Here is a 16,999-nt window from a genome sequence, read left to right as displayed (position 1 = left end):
CTCAGGCACCTGCACCCGCCGGCACCACCCGGACCACTATTGCGGCCACGGCCGCAAGCACGAGGACGATACGCAGGATCCGCTGCGTCCTGGAATCGGCCACTTCCCGGTAGCTGGTCCGCGGTCCCGCGGCGCTGAAGCCACGCGATTCCAGGGCCGTGGCCCGGGTGGCGGCATCCTCCACCAGTGACAGCACCAGCGGAACGGCCTGCAGCCGGAACGCGGCAGCCCGGGACAGCAACCTGCGGGATACCACCAGGCCCCGCGACTCCTGCGCCTGCCGGATCCGTTCGGCGCGCGCGGCGATAGCGGGCAGGAGCGTCAGCGTGGACGCCAGCACGAACGCGAACCGGCCCTGCACTCCCTTGGCGGACAAGGCCGCTACGAGGTCCGGGACGCTGACGCTGAAGGAGAAAACCAGGAGTGCCAGGACAACTGCCGCCAGCAGCAGGATCCGCTGGACGGCGAAGCCAAGCCCTTCGGCGGTGATGCGGGCAGGTCCCCACTCGGCCAGCACGGTCCGCCCCTCGGGGAAGAACAGCCCGTGGAGCACCAGCAGCGACAGTCCGAGCGGGACCAGGACTGCGGCAGCCGCCGGCAGCAGCCGCCGGGCCGTCCCGCCCGCCACGGACAGTCCGAGGCACGCCGCGGCAACGGCGAGGGAAAGCGCCCAACTGGCGGCCGCCGTCGTCATCACTGCCGTGCTGCCCGCCGCTGCCAGCAAGGTCAGCGGATTAAGCCGCTCCCGCCTGGCTGGTGCGACGATCCCGGCTGCGGAACGTACGGTCACAGGGTGCGGTCAGCCGTTCAGTCCGGTGCCCGGCGCTGTACCCGGGGCCGGGGTTTCCGTGTGGCCGGTGCCCGGTGCAGCCTGGTCTTTGCGGGCCTGGTCCTTGCCGGCGAGCACCCGGTGGCGCCGGATGAAGGGGAACTGCTGGCTGGTCCTGCGCGGCAGCGCGTACACCAGGAGGGCCACGATGGTGAACACGATGGCTTTGTCCATGGGGTCAGAGAGCAGCGCCTGCTTGGTGATGGCGGCCAGGAGGGTGTCACCCATCGCGCGGAAGGCGCTGACGATCGCGCCGGTGGCGACGCCGGATGTTCCGCCGAAGACGAAGGCGGCCACCGGAGCCGAAACCACGCCCGCGATGATGCCGGTGATGAATCCCGCCACCGGGGCCAGGTAGAAGCGGCGGAAGAGGCCATAACGGGCAGCGAGCCCGGCGAGGCACCCGATGAGCGCGGCGCCCGCGGCGAACGGAAGCACTGTCGGGTTGAAGAAGGACCAGACGATGCTGCTGAGGGCACCGGTGGCCGCACCCGCTGCCGGGCCTGCCAGGACGGCGATCAGGACGGTGCCGATCGCGTCGAGGTAGAAGGGCACCAGGGTGCTGCCGACGAACTGGCCCAGCACGATGTTCAGGACCAGGGCCACGGGGATCAGCACCAGGGTGGACGCGGGAAGGGTGGGCAGGACGGCGATGATCAGCAGGACCGCCCCGGCCAGGAACCCGGAGAGAGCGACCAGGGCGGAGGCGCTGCCTGGGCCGCCGGTGATGTCCGTGGGCTGGTTGAGGACCAGGTAGATGTAGGTGGCGGCGATGGCCAGGGCGCCGAGGATTTCCAGCAGCCGGCGGCGCACGGGGCGTTCCTGGGATGCAAGCGTCAGGGAGGGCGATGACATGGTGTTCCTTTGGGTGCGGGCAGGAGCCCGGCGGGTCCGGGCTGGGTTGTCGCTGCCTATGTCACCTCGGCAGCAGCCGGCGGCAACTGCGCCGGGCCGGTCCGGAGCCCATTCTACTGGCCCTTTGCCTCCGGCGTGCCGACTCCAAACGCGCTTTGTTCCGGGACTGCCGGCTTCCTAGCCCACGCGCCGCGCCAGGCTGCCGACGGCGGAAACGAGTTCCCGGAACGCCTGCTCCGGGTTGTTGCCTGAGACGATCCTGGCGTTGGGCGGCGCACCCCAGAGACCGCGGAAGTCGGCCACCGTGGTTCCGATCAGCAACGGGGATTCCGTTTCGACGTCGGCGGTGGCGGGCCGGGCACTGTACTCGAGCGTACCGGCGGCGACCCCGGCGGCGAAGAAGTCGTGGACGTGTGCCAGGTACCCCTGGTCGTAGAGCCGGTGGAACTCAAAGTAGAAGCGCAGGGCGTCGGACAGATGCCGGACCAGTGTGTTGTCCGAGGTGCTGCGTTGGCCTTCGGGCTGGCTGGGCAGCACCAGTTCGGGAACCGCGGCACCTGCGGCTTCGGCCAGTGCCGCGACGTGGGCCGGGCGCAGCTCCATCCGTTCCGTGGTGTCCAGCGAGCAGACGATCGGCAGCTTTTCGAACGGCCGGCCCCGGTAGGCATCGTAGACTTCCTTGGCCGCATGCGGGTCCACGTGCGTGTTCCACTCGGCGGTGGGTGTGGTGTTGCCCTGGTGGTAGAAGGCACCGCCCATGATGACCACCCTGGCCAGCAGGTCCGGGAGGGCCGGTTCCTTCCGCAGTGCCAGCGCGAAGTTGGTCAGCGGCGCCGTGATGAGGGCGGTCAGCTCCCCCGGCCTGGCCCGGGCGTGTTCAATCCAAAGGTCGACGGCGTTCCGGGGCGAGAGCCGTCCTTCCGGTTCGGGCAGGACCGCGTAGCCGATCCCCTGCGGCCCGTGGGTTTCCGGGGTGGTGAGCAGGGGGATGGACAGGGGTGCGCGGGCACCGACGGCCACTTCGACGCCGGACCGGCCGCACAGTTCCAGCAGGGCGAGGGTGTTGCGGGCCACCTGGTCGGCGTCCACGTTGCCGGGAGACGCCGTAACGGCCACGAACTCCGTGTCGGGCAGCGCCGCCAGGTAGGCAAGCGCCAGGGCATCGTCGATGCCGGTATCGACATCCAGCAGGTAGGCGGGCACAGCTGCCTAGAAGAGTGCGACCTTGGGAACGGCAGGGAAGATGTCATCGAGGGCGGCGAGGTCTTCCGGCGCCGGCCTCCAGTCCGCGGCCGTGGCGTTCTGCTGGACCTGCTCCGGCCTGGTGGCTCCGGCAATGACGCTGGCCACGGAGGGCTGCGCGGCGAGCCAGGAGAAGGCGACCTCGATCTCGGTGAGTCCGCGTTCCTTGGCGAAGGCGCTGAACCTTCCCAGCTGGTCCCAGTCGGCGTCGTCCACCAGGTGGGTCCGGGTGTGGCTCAGCCGGGAGCCTGCCGGAGCGTGCCCCGGCGAGTACTTGCCGGTCAGCAGCCCGTTGGCCAGCGGGAAGTATGGCAGGACGCCGAGGCCGAACTCCCCGGCGGCGGGCGTCACTTCAAGCTCGGCCCGCCGGTCCAGGAGGTTGTAGTGGTTCTGCGTGGAGATGAAGCGCGCGGTGCCCAGTTCGCGGGCGACGTACTCGGCCTGCGCGATCTGCCACCCGGCCCGGTTCGAGTGGCCGATGTAGCGCACCTTGCCGCTGGTGACCAGTGCATCCAGTGCAGAGAGGGTCTCGTCGATGGGGGTCTGCGGGTCCGGCGTGTGGAACTGGTAGAGGTCGATCCAGTCCGTTCCGAGCCGCCGCAGCGAGGCCTCGACGGCCGCGATGATGTAACGGCGTGACCCGCGGGCGCCGAAGTCCGGCCCGTTGGCGCCCTTCATGTCCATGCCGAACTTGGTGGCGACGACCACGCCGGCGCGGCGGTTTCCGAGCGCCCTCCCCAGCATGGTTTCGCTGAGCCCGGGTTCGCGTCCGTAGGTGTCGGCAACGTCGAACAGGGTGATGCCGGCGTCCACCGCTGCATGGACGACGGCGTCAGTGGCGTCCTGCGACTCGGTGGCGGTGTTTGCGCGGCCGAGGTTGTTGCAGCCCAGGCCAACAGTGGAGACGGTCAGTCCTGATTTTCCGACCCGGCGGTAACTGGTCACGAACGCCTCCTAAAGGCTGAAGCTGTTGGCGGGCTTGGCAGAATGCTTGAGCTTGAAATGTTCCGGTTCGGTGTAGGGCGCCGCGCCGATGCTGAGCTTCGTGAAATCCAGGTCCTCGCCGCGGATGCAGACCTTGATGGCGTTGACCGCTTTGTTCACGTCCGGGCAGAGGCAGAAGATGTTCAGCTTGAAGTCGGTGAATTCCGAGCGTTCCACCGTCCCGAGTCCACGCCAGGCGAGGTGGCTGATGAGCGCGTCCGTGGCCTTCTTCTGCAGGAAGCGGTCACGGTCGGTGCCCTCCCTGGTCTTGAGTGCGAACTGGGCCACCACCCAGGACTGCTGTTCGGCCGGGAGTTCGGCGTACCCGTCCTCCGCGCACTGCGCAGCGAAGGCGTCCAGCAGGCCGTCTGCCGCGGAGGCATCGGAAACGTCGGTCTCCTCGGTTTTGCTCTGGTGCCCCACGGCACCGAAGTTCATCACGAACTGCGAGTAGTCCTCGTCGAACCAGGCCTCCCGGAAGTGGAGGGTCCCTTCGTCGTCGCGCTTGTAAACCCTGACAATCCCGCTCATGTGCGTCCTTTGGCAAACCATTCAGTATCGGAACCGTCGAAGGGCGCCTGCTGCGCCTTGACGGCGTGGTAAAGCTCGTCCGCCGCCACCTGGATGTCCTCAATAAGCTGGGGCGGGTAGTTCATGGCCACGCTGTGGTCGGCGAACTCGTCCTGGTCGTCGATAAAGACCCCGCGCTGCTCGGTGCGGATGACATCCAGGTCCATGTCGATCACGTGGAACTCGGTGACGGCCGGCCGGATGTGGGTCCATTCATGGCCAACGGCCAGGTCCACGTAGACCCGGACGCCGTTGGGGTGGGCGGAGTCGTAAAACGTGGCCACCCAGTCGCCGTGGCGCGGCACCAGCAGGACGGCGTCCGAACGGGTGTAGAACGCTGCCCCCGGGCGGGAGCAGAATTCGTTGGTGCCCTGGAATATCCACCATCCGTGATGGTCTTCGCCGAGGTAGCGCCCGGGCACCACCCAGTGCGCCTTCCCGTTCCATTTCCTGTTGCGGGAGACCACCAGCTGGCCGGGCTCCAGTCCGTTGGGGACGCGCGTGGTGGTGGTGTGCAGGACAGGCCCCGCCTCCCCCGCGGCGCCCGGGTACTTCAGCGCATCCTCTTCCCTCACAGGATCGGGAGGCTGCCGGTAGTGGGGTGCTGCTGCCCCGGCAGGGGGCGCGCGAACGGAACCTTCGTGCCCAGGACCTGCGCCACGATGTCGTGCGTAATCTGCTGGGCCGTGAGGCCCACCCGCTCCAGGACCTGTCCGCGGGTGCCGTGGTCAAGGAACTCGACGGGCAGGCCCACCTCGTTCAGGGCGGTATCCACGCCCGCGGCGCGCATTTCCTGCCGGATGCGTGAGCCGACTCCACCGGCGCGGACGCCGTCCTCGATGCAGACCACCAGGCGGTGGTGCGAGGCCAGCGCGATGATGGAGCGGCGGACCGGCAGCACCCAGCGCGGGTCCACCACGGTGGTGCTGATGCCCTGTGCGCCGAGCCGGTTGGAGACGTCGAGGGCCAGCTCGGACATGGCGCCAACGCTGACGATCAGCACGTCGTTCTCCGTGGAGCCGGAGGGGCGGCGGGCAAGGACGTCCACGCCGTCGCTCAGACGTTCCAATGCCTCTACTGCCGGGCCCACAGATCCCTTGGAGAAACGGACCACGCTGGGCGCATCGCTGATGGCCACCGCCTCGCGGAGTTCCTCCCGGAGCCGGTCGGCGTCGCGGGGAGCCGCCAGGTGCAGCCCGGGGACGATCTGCACCATGGCCATGTCCCACATGCCGTGGTGGCTGGCGCCGTCGGGGCCGGTGACGCCGGCGCGGTCCAGGACGATGGTGACGCCGGCCTTGTGGAGGGCGACGTCCATGAGCAATTGGTCGAAGGCCCGGTTGAGGAAGGTGGCGTAGACCGCCACCACCGGATGGAGGCCGCCGAACGCCATGCCGGCAGCGGCGGTGAGGGCATGCTGCTCGGCAATGCCGACGTCGACGACGCGCTCAGGGTGCTTGGCGGCGAACTTGTGCAACCCCACGGGGATGAGCATCGCGCCGGTGATGCCGACGACGTCGTCGCGCTCGTCGGAGATTGCCGCAATTTCATCCGCGAACACCGAGGTCCAGGACTGCGCGCCGGCAGAGCCGGTGGGCTCGCCCGTTTCGGGGTCGATGATGCCGACGGCGTGGAACTGGTCCGCTTCATGGGCGCGGGCGGGCGCGTAGCCGTGCCCCTTTTCCGTCATGGCGTGCACGATGACCGGGCCGCCGTAGTGCTTGGCGGTGGACAGCGCGTTCTCCATGGCCTGGAGGTTGTGCCCGTCCACGGGCCCGATGTACTTCATGCCGAGGTCTTCGAACATGCCCTGCGGCGCCCACCAGTCCTTGATGCCCTTCTTCATGGCATGCAGGCTCTTGTAGGTGAACTGGCCCACCGGGCCGCCGTTCTGGAGCTTCTTCTTCCACCAGTCCAGGGCGCCCTCATACGCTGGGGCTGCCCGGAAGGAATCGATCGTGGGGCGCAGCGACGCGAGGTAGTCGGCGAAGCCGCCCACCGTGGGCGCGTAGGAGCGGCCGTTGTCATTGACGACGATGACGACGCGGCGCTTCTTGTCCGCGGCGATGTTGTTGATGGCTTCCCAGGCCATGCCGCCCGTGAGGGCGCCGTCACCCACAATGGCGACGACGTGCCGGTCGCCTTCGCCGGTGAGCTGGCGGGCGCGGGAAATGCCGTCCGCCCAGGAAAGCGAGGAGGACGCGTGTGAGCTTTCCACAATGTCATGCTCGGACTCGGCGCGGGACGGGTAGCCGGAGAGGCCGCCCTCCTGGCGGAGGGTGCTGAAGTCCTGGCGCCCGGTCAGCAGTTTGTGGACGTACGACTGGTGGCCCGTGTCAAAAACGATGCTGTCACGGGGAGATTCGAAAATGCGGTGCACGGCCAGCGTCAGTTCCACGACGCCGAGGTTTGGTCCGAGGTGGCCGCCCGTCTGGGAGACGTTCGTGATCAGGAAATCCCTGATCTCCGAAGCCAGCTGTTCCAGCTGTTCCTCGGTCAACTCGTTCAGGTCCTGCGGATTCCGGATGGTGTCCAAGATTCCCAATGACCCCTCCTTCGGGTGGTAGACGTGCCGTTTAACTCTAACGCCTCGCCTTGGCGGCGAAGCCCGCATGCAAAGCCGAAGCCCCGGCTGGTCGGTGACCGGCCGGGGCTTCGTCGATGATGCTGCCTGTGCAGCAGTTCCGCTAGTTCGCGGAGATCTGGCGCAGCACGTACTGCAGGATGCCGCCGTTGCGGTAGTAGTCCGCTTCACCGGGGGTATCGATGCGAAGGACGGCGTCGAACGACTTCGAGGAGCCGTCCTCTGCGGTCGCGGTGACCTTCAGGGTCTTGGGCGTGGTGCCCTCGTTCAGGGCGGTAACGCCCTCCACCGAGAAGGTTTCGGTGCCCGTCAGGCCCAGGCTGGCAGCGTTCTCGCCGGCCGGGAACTGCAGCGGCAGGACGCCCATGCCGATGAGGTTGGAGCGGTGGATGCGCTCGTAGCTCTCGGCGATGACGGCCTTGACGCCCAGCAGGGCGGTACCCTTGGCAGCCCAGTCACGGGAAGAGCCGGAACCGTATTCCTTGCCGGCCAGGACCACCAGCGGGGTGCCGGCTGCCTGGTAGTTCTGCGCAGCGTCGTAGACGTAGGCCTGCGGGCCGTCAGCCTGGGTGAAGTCGCGGGTGAAGCCACCCTCGACACCGTCCAGGAGCTGGTTCTTGATGCGGATGTTAGCGAACGTACCGCGGATCATGACCTCGTGGTTGCCACGGCGCGAGCCGTAGGAGTTGAAGTCCTTGCGCTCCACTCCGTTGGCCAGCAGGTACTGGCCGGCGGGGGTGTCGGACTTGAAAGAACCGGCCGGGGAGATGTGGTCGGTGGTCACGGAGTCGCCGAGCTTCAGCAGCACGCGCGCACCGGTGATGTCCTTGACCGGCTCCGGCTGCGCCTGCATGCCCTCGAAGTACGGGGGCTTGCGGACGTACGTGGAGTTCGGATCCCAGGCGAACGTGTCGCCTGCCGGGGTGTCCAGCGCCTTCCAGCGGTCGTCGCCGTCGAAGACTCCCTCGTAGCCCTTGGCGAACATGTCCTTGTCGATCGAGGAATCGATGACCTGCTGGACCTCAACCGGGTTGGGCCAGATGTCCTTCAGGAAGACGTCGTTGCCGGCTTCATCCTTGCCGAGCGGATCGGTCTCGAAGTCGAAGTCCATGGATCCGGCCAGGGCGTAGGCGATGACCAGCGGCGGGGAGGCCAGGTAGTTCATCTTGACGTCCGGGTTGATGCGGCCTTCGAAGTTGCGGTTGCCCGAGAGCACGGCGGTGACGGCGAGGTCGTTGGCCTGGACGGCTTCGGAGATCTCTGCTTCCAGGGGGCCGGAGTTGCCGATGCAGGTGGCGCAGCCGTAGCCGACGATGTAGAAGCCAAGCTTCTCCAGGTACGGGGTCAGGCCGGACTTCTCGTAGTAGTCCGTGACAACCTTCGAGCCGGGCGCGACGGAAGTCTTGACCCACGGCTTGGCGGTCAGGCCCTTTTCGACGGCGTTGCGTGCCAGGACCGCGGCGGCCAGCATGACCGACGGGTTGGACGTGTTGGTGCAGGAGGTGATGGAGGCGATGGTGACTGCACCGTGGTCCAGTTCGAATTCGCGTCCGTCAGCCATCTTCACCGGAACCGGGCTGGAAATGCGTCCGGCGCCGCCGTGCGCCGCCGAGTACTTCGGCGGTTCGCGGTCGGTGTCCGAAACGTGGGTTGCTCCGGAGGTGAAGGACGGGGCGTCGGAGGCCGGGAAGGTCTCTTCGAGCGACTCGTCCAGGGTGCCGGCGTTGGCGTCGTGGGAGACGTAGTTCTTCAGGTCGTGGCGGAACTCGTCCTTGGCCTCGGTCAGCTCGATGCGGTCCTGCGGGCGCTTGGGGCCGGCGATGGACGGAACAACGGTGGACAGGTCCAGTTCCAGGTACTCGGAGAACTTGATGTCGCGGGAAGGATCGTGCCACAGGCCCTGTTCCTTCGCGTAGGCGTCCACGAGGGCGACGTTCTGCTCGGACCGGCCGGTGAGGCGCAGGTAGTCGAGGGTGACGTCATCGATCGGGAACATGGCGGCCGTGGAACCGAATTCCGGGCTCATGTTGCCGATGGTGGCGCGGTTGGCCAGCGGCACCTCGGCGACGCCTTCGCCGTAGAATTCGACGAACTTGCCCACCACGCCGTGCTTGCGGAGCATCTCGGTGATGGTCAGCACCACGTCGGTAGCGGTGGCACCGGCGGGGATGCTGCCGCTGAGCTTGAAGCCGACAACGCGCGGGATGAGCATGGAGACGGGCTGGCCGAGCATGGCAGCCTCGGCTTCGATGCCGCCGACGCCCCAGCCGAGCACGCCCAGGCCGTTGACCATGGTGGTGTGCGAGTCGGTGCCCACGCAGGTGTCGGGGTAGGCGCGGAGCGCCCCGTCCACCTCGCGGGTCATGACGGTGCGTGCCAGGTACTCGATGTTGACCTGGTGCACGATGCCGGTTCCCGGGGGAACGACCTTGAAGTCATCGAACGCGGTCTGGCCCCAGCGCAGGAACTGGTAGCGCTCACCATTGCGCTGGTATTCGATCTCCATGTTGCGCTCCAGTGCGCCGGAGTTGCCGAAGGCATCGATCTGGACCGAGTGGTCGATGACCATTTCGGCCGGTGCCAGCGGGTTGACCCGCTTGGGGTCGCCGCCCAGAGCCTTGACTGCTTCACGCATCGTCGCCAGGTCAACCACGCAGGGGACGCCGGTGAAGTCCTGCATGATCACGCGGGCGGGCGTGAACTGGATTTCTGTATCGGGCTCCGCGTTGGGATCCCAGCCTGCCAGGGCGCGGACGTGATCGGCAGTGATGTTCGCGCCGTCCTCGGTCCTCAACAGGTTTTCAAGCAATACCTTGAGGCTGAACGGAAGGTTTTCTGCACCTTCAACGGAGTTCAACCGGAAAATTTCGTACTCGGTTCCGGCTACATTAAGTTTGCCTTTTGAACCGAAGCTGTCCACAGTGCTCATCGCAGGACTCCTCTCGCAACAGTTTCATCTTTGTCGCGCGGTTGACCGCCTGCTAGTTAGGAGGCCCTAACTATGTCCAGGGCCCGAAAATTGCACACGGCCGGCCCGGGAATCCGGGGCGCGACGTGGGACTACTACGGCCATCGTAGTCGAAAACACCGCCGGCATCACGGAGCCGGAACCAGCAGTGCCACGGTCTCCAGATGGTGGGTGTGGGGGTACAGGTCGAAGGCCCGCAGGCCGGCAAGCTCCCACCCGGAGCGCTGGAAGTAACCCAGGTCACGTGCGAACGACGCCGGATCGCAGGACACGTAGGCGATGGCGCGGGGCTGCGCCGCAACCAGCTGGCCCACCACGGATTTGCCAGCCCCTGCCCGGGGCGGGTCGAGGATGAGGGCGTCAAAGTTCCGCGGTTTTTGGCGCAGGACGCGTTCCACCCGGCCCTGCACGACTTCCACCTGGGGTGCCGCGTGCAGGTTCTTGCGGGCGTCGCGGCTGGTACCGGGCGCCCCTTCGACGGAGAGCACGGAACCGGTCTCACCCACGGCATCGGCAAGGACGGCCGTGAACAGTCCCGCCCCGGCGTAGAGGTCGGCCACCACCGCGCCGGGGTGCAGGAAACCGCCGCCCTGGAGGAATTTTGTGACGCTGCCCACAAGTGTCTCGGGCGCGTCGCGGTGGATCTGCCAGAACCCTTCCCCGGTGACCCGGTAGTCGTGGCCTGCGGCGGACTCCTGGACCCAGGTGCGGCCCTTCAGCTGGGTGGTGCTGCCCGTCAGGGGATCGAAGCCTGCCACCGAAACGTCAGCGGGAAGTTGCGCGGCGATGGACTTCAGCCGCTTGTCCTTGGTTCCGGGGGCCGGTGCCAGCAGCACCAGGGGGCGGGAGCCGTTGGCGGGGGCTGCCACCTCCACGCGCTCGACACCCTGCAGGTCCAGGTCCCACAGGCGGAGGGCGTTGATGGCCTCGGTCGCCAGGGGCATGTCCCGCACCGGAACGATGTAACTGGAGCGGTGGGCATGCATCCCGAGCTTGCCGCCGGGGGTGACGGAAAAGCTTGCGCGGGTCCGCCACCCAAGGCCTGCGCCGCCGTCGTCCGCTTTCCCCACGGCCACTTTCCCGGCATCCTTGCCCACCGCTTCAACCCCGGTGGTGAGCTCGACGCCGGCGAGGCGCCTTAGCTGTTCGGCCAGGACCTCCGCTTTCAGGCTCCGCTGCCTGGCCAGGGTTATGTGGCCGAATTCGGCCCCGCCCACCGGCGGATGGCCTTGGCTCCAGGCCCGCAGGGAATCCGCCGGACGCCAGAAATGCTCCACCCTGTCCGGGGAGGCATCAAGCACTTCGATGGTGTCAGCGCGCCAGAACTTGGCGTCCTCCCCTGCGTCGGTCAGCCGGGCGCGGACCTTTTCGCCGGGGATGGCATGGCGGACAAAGACGACGCGGCCCTCGTGGCGGGCCACGCAGTGCCCGCCGTGGGCCACCGGTCCGACGTCGAGGACCGCTTCTTCCCCTGCGTGGCCTGCGGAGGTGACTTCCGTTGTGGCCGCGGAGGATGCTCTGGTGGTCATTGGACGTCCTGCAGGTTCTTTGCTTCTTCGGAGGATTTGAGCTGCCAGGGCACGCTGGCCACCATGACGCCGGGTTCGAAGTGGAGGCGGGTCTTGATGCGCAGCGCGGTCTGGTTGTGCACCAGCTGCTCCCACCATTTTCCGACGACGTATTCGGGGATGTAGACCACCACGAGGTCGCGCGGGGAGTCCAGCCGCATCTGCTTGATGTACTCCATGATGGGGGTGACGGTTTCGCGGTACGGGCTGGCGAGCACGGTCAGCGGGACTGGTATTTCCAGCTTCTCCCAGTCGGCAACGGTGTGGGCCGTCTCCTCGTGGTCGATGTCCACGGTGATGGCGTCCAGCCGGGAGGGCCGCGATGCCCGGGCGTAGGCGAGGGCCCTCAGGACGGGTTTGCGCACGTGGGAGACCAGCAGGACGGCGTGGACCCGGGTGGGAAGGGCGCGCGGGGAGGAGTCCTCGTCCACGGCAAGTTCCTTCGCTACGTTGTCGTAGTGCGCCCGGATGCTCCACATGATCAGGAACAGGATGAACATGGCCAACAGGGCGATCCAGGCGCCCTGTTCGAACTTGGTGATCAGGACGATGACCAGCACCAGGCCCGTCATGCCGAACCCGATGCTGTTGATGGTCCGGGACTTGATCATCCGGCGCCGGACGGCCTTGTCTTTGGCGAGTTTCAGTTCCCGCCCCCAGTGCCGGACCATGCCGAGCTGGCTGAGGGTGAAGGAGATGAACACGCCCACGATGTAGAGCTGGATAAGCTTCGTGACATCGGCGTCGAAGGAAATGATGAGCACCAGCGCACCGGCAGCGAGGGCGAGGACGCCGTTGCTGAAGGCAAGCCGGTCGCCCCTGGTGCGCAGCTGGCGGGGAAGATAGCCGTCCTGGGCGAGGATGGATCCGAGGACGGGGAACCCGTTGAAGGCCGTGTTGGAGGCGAACACCAGGATGACGCCGGTGGCGGCCACCACGATGTAGAACGGGATGGAGCCGGCGCCGAAGATGGTCTGCGCAATCTGGCTGATGGCCGGATTCTGGATGTAGCCCTCCGGCAGCGGTTTGCCGTTGAGCAGGAACTCCGTGGCGGGGTCCAGCACGATGTGCACTTTGGTGGCGTTGGCAAGGTAGATGATGCCGGCCAGCATGGCGGCGCCGATCATGCCCAGGAGCAGCAGCGTGGTGGCGGCGTTCTTGCTCTTCGGTGGGCGGAAATTGGGAACGCCGTTGCTGATCGCTTCGACACCGGTCAATGCCGCGGCACCGGAGGAAAAGGCCCGCAGGAGCAGGAAAGCGCCGGTCAGGCCCACGAGGCCTTCATCGAAGCCCGGCGCCGGCACGATCGTGAAGTTGGCAGAGGGGGCTTCACCCAGCTGGCCGGTGGCCGCCTGGAAGATACCCACCGCCGTCATCCCGAGGATCGAGGCCATGAAGATGTAGGTGGGGACGGCGAACACGCTGCCCGCCTCCTTGATGCCGCGCAGGTTGACCAGGGCAAGGATGATGACACCGATGGTGGCGATGGCGGCCTGCTGGCCGTGGAGCGACGGGACAGCGGTGGTCAGGTACGTCGCCGCCGACGACATGGATACGGCCACAGTCAGCACGTAGTCCACCAGCAGGGCCGAGGCCACGGTGAGGCCGGCGTACTTGCCCAGGTTCTCGTTGGCGATCTCATAGTCGCCGCCGCCCGAGGGATAGGCGTGGACGTTCTGCCGGTAGGACGCGACCACTGTGAGCAGCACGACCATGACGGCAAGGCCCACCAACGGCGAAAACGCGACGGCGCTGACGCCGGCCAGCGCCAGGGTCAGCAGGATTTCGTCCGGCGCATAGGCCACGGATGAGAGGGCGTCGGACGCGAAAACCGGGAGTGCAATTTTCTTGGGCAGCAAGGTATGGGCGAGGCGGTCATTCCGGAACGGCCTGCCCACCAGCACGCGTTTGACGGCGTTCAGTATTGTCAACACCCCACAAAGCTAGTCTGAATCGCGGGCGATGTCATGACGGCGTCCGCCCAGCCCGAATAGCGGCGGTGACTGTAGAGTTCTAGCTGCACAATCGTGACAGGAATACATAAGGAGAAACGGTGGCGCATTTCGTGATCATGGGATGTGGCCGGGTGGGGGCAACGCTGGCGCACACGCTGGAGGATGCCGGGCATTCCGTGGCCATCATCGACCAGGACGACCGCGCGTTCCGCCGGCTCCGCCAAGGGTTCACGGGCCGGAAGGTCACCGGCGTGGGCTTCGACCGGGACACGCTCAAGCAGGCCGGCGTGGGTGAAGCGTACGCTTTCGCGGCCGTCTCAAGCGGCGATAACTCCAACATCCTGGCCACCCGCGTGGCCCGCGAAACCTTCCATGTCCCGCATGTGGTGGCGCGGATCTACGACCCCGGACGCGCCGAGATCTACCAGCGCCTGGGTATACCCACGGTGGCCGCGGTCCGCTGGAGCGCCGACCAGGTGCTCCGCCGGATCCTTCCCGAACAGCATCTTGCCGGCGATTTCCGCGAGCCTTCCGGGCGGCTGGTCCTCGCCGAACTGGACCTGGACGCAGGCTGGATAGGCCACCGGATCAGCAGCATCGAAAAGGCCGCCGACGTACGCGTGGCCTACCTCACCCGCTTCGGTGAAGGCCTGCTGCCCGGTGCGGGAACGGCATACCAGGACGGCGACACCGTGCACGCCATGCTGCAGGTGGACCGCAGCGCCCAGATCGCCCAGATCCTCGCCAAAGCCCCCGCCAAGGAGTATCAGTGAAAGTCGTTATCGTCGGCGCCGGCAGCGTCGGATCGTCAATCGCCAGGGAACTGCTGGCGCACAAGCATGAAATCCTCCTGATCGACCTCAAGCCGGAGGTCATCGGCCGCAGCGGACTGCGCGGTGCGCATTGGCTGGTGGGTGACGCGTGTGAGCTTTCGACCCTCCAGGGTGCCAAGGTTGAGGACGCCGACGTCGTGGTGTCCGCAACGGGCGACGACAAGGTCAATCTGGTGGTGTCCCTGCTGGCCAAGACTGAGTTTGGCGTGGGCCGCACAGTGGGGCGGGTCAACAACCCGAAGAACGACTGGATGTTCAACGACTCGTGGGGCGTCGATGTCGCCGTCAACACCCCGCAGCTGATGACCGCCCTCGTGGAGGAGGCGGTGGAGATCGGTGACCTGGTCCGGCTCCTCACCCTCCAGACCGGGGTGGCGTCGCTGGTGGAATTCACCGTTCCGCACGATTCGCATGTCATCGGCATGACTGTCGGGGATATCCACTGGCCCGAGGACGCCACGCTCGTGGCCATCCTGCGGGACCAGGCACCCATCACGCCCAGCCGCGACGACGTCATCGACGGCGGCGACGAGCTCTTCTTTGTCACCACAATCGCCGCGGAGGACGGGCTGCGCGCGCTGCTCTCCTCCGCGCCTGGCAGCATCGACGTGTCACAGCAGGTGGCCAGCGGGACGGCTTCCATTCCCGGGCACGGACCAGCGATGGACGACGACGGCTTCGACGGCTAGCAGCCGCGGTCACGGATCGCCCCGGACGGGTATCCCCCGGGTGCTGCGGCGTCAGGCGGCCTGGTCGGTGCCGGCTTCAGCTTCGGCCGGTGCCGGCCGGGTGACGAGCCATGCGATCCAGACACCCAGGATGTAGAGGGGTGCGCCCATGATGAGACGGGTGGTGGCGAGGGCCGCCAGGCCGTCTGTTCCCGCCAGGTAAAGGGGAACCTGGACGATGAGCCGGAGTGCCAGGACGGCCACGATGATCCAGGTGCCCAGGCGGTATGCCTTGACCCGCGCAGGGTCCTTGCGCCAGTCCACGCCTTCGTTGCGGATGAAACCGAAGAGCAGCCCTGCTACCGGCCACCTGACCGCGATCGAGAGGACCATCGCCAGGATGTACGCGGCGTTGGTCAGGAAACCTGGCAGGTAGAAGTCTTCCGCTTTGCCGGTGGTGTTGGCCAGCCACGCTGAGATGCCGACGCCGACAACGCCTGCCAGGGCCTGGGTCAGGGGCCGCCGCTGCACGAGCCGGACGACGGTGAACGCGGCTGCCGACACCAGCGCTGCCACCAGGGACAGGGGCAGTTCACGGGTGATGGTAAAGGCGACGAGGAACACCAGCCCGGGAACAATGCTCTCGGCGATGCCCTGCACGCCGCCGGCGCTGCGGAGCACGTCCACGCGGCCATCATGGGTGCGGTGCAGTCCGGCCTTGGCAGCGTATTCGGCGGCCAGCCCCGCCATCGGCGATCCTTCCCCGGGCTGTTCTTTCCGGGGCGTGGAGCCTGGGGTTTCGGAGGACGGGTCGGGCTGGTGCGCGGTCATTCGTTCTCCTCGCGGGACAGGATCTCGTAGCGGGGGTTGAAGATGGTGGGCACGTCCTTGCCGCGGGCCAGCATCCCTTCAACCCGGAGGACAGCGCCGGCTTCAATGCCGGGGACACGCCGTCGTCCGAGCCAAACGATCCGCAGCCGCGGCGGCCTGCGCCGTCCTGCAGCCGGTCCCGGACGTCCGGTATCGGCATCGGCGAGCAGGGCACTGAATTCAGCGGTCCGGTCGGCGGGCACGAAGGTTACCGATTCGACGTGCCCCTCGCACAGGACGCGGCCTTTGTCCGGAAGCTGGTCGATGGGGGTGATCCGGCCGGTGCCGCGAAAAGCTCCGGCGGCGGGGGTCTCAGCCGATTTGGGTGATTTCCGGACCACGTTCGGGCTCCTCCAGGGTGGTCGCGGCGGGCGGAGGAGCGGCGGAGGCATCTTTCGGCAGCCGCAGCTGCAGGAGGTCGCGGGGAGGCATTGGGCTGTCGCCCCGCACGACGACGACCTTCCGGAACAGGGCTTCCAGCGGTTCGGCGGCGGGCTTCTCCAGTGCTGCGGGACCGCCCAAAACTCCGCGGAGGAACCAGCGGGGCCCGTCGACGCCGATGAACCGGGCGACGCGGTACCCCTGGCTGCCGTCCGGCAGTCCCGCGGGGAGTTTGGCGACGAGCTCGGTTCCGAAGGCACCTTCGACCTCTTCGACCTGGCCGCCCTGGGCGCCCACCGACTGGCCGATTTGCTCGCGGATCTCATCCCAGAGCGTTTCAGTCTTGGGGGCGGCAAATGCCTGCAGCTGCAGGCTGGATCCGTTCAGGTCCAGCGTGACGGCCACGACCCGCTGTGTTGCTTCCTCCACTTCGAGGCGGAGCTGCAGGCCTTCGCTGGGCGTGATCAGCAGGGCGCCGAGGTCCACATAGCCGTCACGGCTGCTGATCTCGGTTTCGTCGAAGGGTCCGTCCTGGCGGAGGGCTGCGATACCGGGCTCCCCCGCGCCGGACTCTGCGGCGGTGAGGGATTCGTCCGGTTCAGCCGGCTCTGCGTTCTTGGCTTTCCTGCCGAGCCCGAAGACCATGGGTGACTCCTTTGTTATGAATGTGCCGGCGCGGACCGGGTCCGTGC

15 protein-coding genes are annotated in these 16,999 nt (G+C 67.2%); 2 read left to right on the top strand and 13 right to left on the bottom strand.

The genetic code is table 11. The features are described 5' to 3' along the window. Position 1 precedes the first annotated feature (1 nt). The 10 genes from K4G53_RS20720 to K4G53_RS20675 form a co-directional block, all read right to left on the bottom strand. Positions 2 to 790, bottom strand: coding sequence for an energy-coupling factor transporter transmembrane component T (locus tag K4G53_RS20720; protein WP_221387572.1), 789 nt, complete (start codon positions 788 to 790; stop codon positions 2 to 4). 9 nt (positions 791 to 799) lie between these two features. Further along, on the bottom strand, positions 800 to 1,684 hold the full coding sequence (locus K4G53_RS20715) for an ECF transporter S component (protein WP_221387571.1): 885 nt from the start codon (positions 1,682 to 1,684) through the stop codon (positions 800 to 802). 177 nt (positions 1,685 to 1,861) lie between these two features. Further along, a complete protein-coding gene (locus K4G53_RS20710; protein WP_221387570.1) occupies positions 1,862 to 2,887 on the bottom strand; it encodes a nucleoside hydrolase in 1,026 nt (341 codons plus the stop codon). Positions 2,888 to 2,893: 6 nt separating this feature from the next. Further along, entirely contained in the window at positions 2,894 to 3,871 is a 978-nt protein-coding gene (locus K4G53_RS20705) for an aldo/keto reductase (protein WP_221387569.1), read from the bottom strand. Between the two features lie 9 nt (positions 3,872 to 3,880). Continuing rightward, entirely contained in the window at positions 3,881 to 4,441 is a 561-nt protein-coding gene (locus tag K4G53_RS20700; RefSeq protein ID WP_221387568.1) for a hypothetical protein, read from the bottom strand. Beyond that, the gene (locus tag K4G53_RS20695) at positions 4,438 to 5,055 is read right to left on the bottom strand and encodes a DUF402 domain-containing protein (protein ID WP_221387567.1); all 618 of its coding nucleotides are present in this window, start codon (positions 5,053 to 5,055) and stop codon (positions 4,438 to 4,440) included. Before K4G53_RS20695 ends, K4G53_RS20700 begins: the two co-directional genes overlap by 4 nt. Continuing rightward, positions 5,052 to 7,025: a 1-deoxy-D-xylulose-5-phosphate synthase gene (dxs, locus tag K4G53_RS20690; protein ID WP_221387566.1), complete on the bottom strand. Its 1,974-nt coding sequence runs from the start codon at positions 7,023 to 7,025 to the stop codon at positions 5,052 to 5,054. Before dxs ends, K4G53_RS20695 begins: the two co-directional genes overlap by 4 nt. A 142-nt stretch (positions 7,026 to 7,167) precedes the next feature. Beyond that, positions 7,168 to 9,993, bottom strand: coding sequence for an aconitate hydratase (locus K4G53_RS20685; protein ID WP_221387565.1), 2,826 nt, complete (start codon positions 9,991 to 9,993; stop codon positions 7,168 to 7,170). Positions 9,994 to 10,160: 167 nt separating this feature from the next. Further along, complete coding sequence (locus K4G53_RS20680; protein ID WP_221387564.1) at positions 10,161 to 11,561, bottom strand: class I SAM-dependent RNA methyltransferase; 1,401 nt, start codon at positions 11,559 to 11,561, stop codon at positions 10,161 to 10,163. Then, positions 11,558 to 13,534, bottom strand: coding sequence for an APC family permease (locus tag K4G53_RS20675; RefSeq protein WP_221387563.1), 1,977 nt, complete (start codon positions 13,532 to 13,534; stop codon positions 11,558 to 11,560). The genes K4G53_RS20680 and K4G53_RS20675 overlap by 4 nt, the downstream gene beginning before the upstream one ends. Positions 13,535 to 13,653: 119 nt before the next feature. Here K4G53_RS20675 and K4G53_RS20670 point away from each other — a divergent pair, with 119 nt between their 5' ends. Next, on the top strand, positions 13,654 to 14,328 hold the full coding sequence (locus tag K4G53_RS20670) for a TrkA family potassium uptake protein (protein ID WP_221387562.1): 675 nt from the start codon (positions 13,654 to 13,656) through the stop codon (positions 14,326 to 14,328). After that, on the top strand, positions 14,325 to 15,077 hold the full coding sequence (locus tag K4G53_RS20665) for an NAD-binding protein (protein WP_221387561.1): 753 nt from the start codon (positions 14,325 to 14,327) through the stop codon (positions 15,075 to 15,077). Before K4G53_RS20670 ends, K4G53_RS20665 begins: the two co-directional genes overlap by 4 nt. A 51-nt stretch (positions 15,078 to 15,128) precedes the next feature. On the opposite strand, the gene K4G53_RS20660 is transcribed toward K4G53_RS20665, so the two are convergent. From K4G53_RS20660 to K4G53_RS20650, 3 genes are read right to left on the bottom strand one after another with little or no spacing between them, the layout of a single operon-like run. Next, positions 15,129 to 15,887 (bottom strand): DUF3159 domain-containing protein, encoded by a 759-nt coding sequence (locus tag K4G53_RS20660; RefSeq protein ID WP_221387560.1) that lies wholly within the window; start codon positions 15,885 to 15,887, stop codon positions 15,129 to 15,131. Beyond that, a complete protein-coding gene (locus tag K4G53_RS20655) occupies positions 15,884 to 16,267 on the bottom strand; it encodes a hypothetical protein (protein WP_374226191.1) in 384 nt (127 codons plus the stop codon). Before K4G53_RS20655 ends, K4G53_RS20660 begins: the two co-directional genes overlap by 4 nt. Further along, positions 16,239 to 16,952 (bottom strand): DUF3710 domain-containing protein, encoded by a 714-nt coding sequence (locus K4G53_RS20650; RefSeq protein ID WP_221387559.1) that lies wholly within the window; start codon positions 16,950 to 16,952, stop codon positions 16,239 to 16,241. Before K4G53_RS20650 ends, K4G53_RS20655 begins: the two co-directional genes overlap by 29 nt. Between the last annotated feature and the right edge of the window lie 47 nt (positions 16,953 to 16,999).

This window comes from Arthrobacter sp. MAHUQ-56, assembly GCF_019710585.1.
Classification (GTDB): domain Bacteria; phylum Actinomycetota; class Actinomycetes; order Actinomycetales; family Micrococcaceae; genus Arthrobacter.
Note: the sequence above shows the minus strand (reverse complement) of the source record. Positions and strands in the feature narration are given on the sequence as shown.

Excerpts from the sequence above, each read along its gene's own strand:
- K4G53_RS20650 (WP_221387559.1), bottom strand. The coding sequence starts at position 16,952 with ATGGTCTTCGGGCTCGGCAGGAAAGCCAAGAACGCAGAGCCGGCTGAA.
- K4G53_RS20680 (WP_221387564.1), bottom strand. The coding sequence starts at position 11,561 with ATGACCACCAGAGCATCCTCCGCGGCCACAACGGAAGTCACCTCCGCA.
- K4G53_RS20685 (WP_221387565.1), bottom strand. The coding sequence starts at position 9,993 with ATGAGCACTGTGGACAGCTTCGGTTCAAAAGGCAAACTTAATGTAGCC.
- K4G53_RS20660 (WP_221387560.1), bottom strand. The coding sequence starts at position 15,887 with ATGACCGCGCACCAGCCCGACCCGTCCTCCGAAACCCCAGGCTCCACG.
- K4G53_RS20715 (WP_221387571.1), bottom strand. The coding sequence starts at position 1,684 with ATGTCATCGCCCTCCCTGACGCTTGCATCCCAGGAACGCCCCGTGCGC.
- K4G53_RS20700 (WP_221387568.1), bottom strand. The coding sequence starts at position 4,441 with ATGAGCGGGATTGTCAGGGTTTACAAGCGCGACGACGAAGGGACCCTC.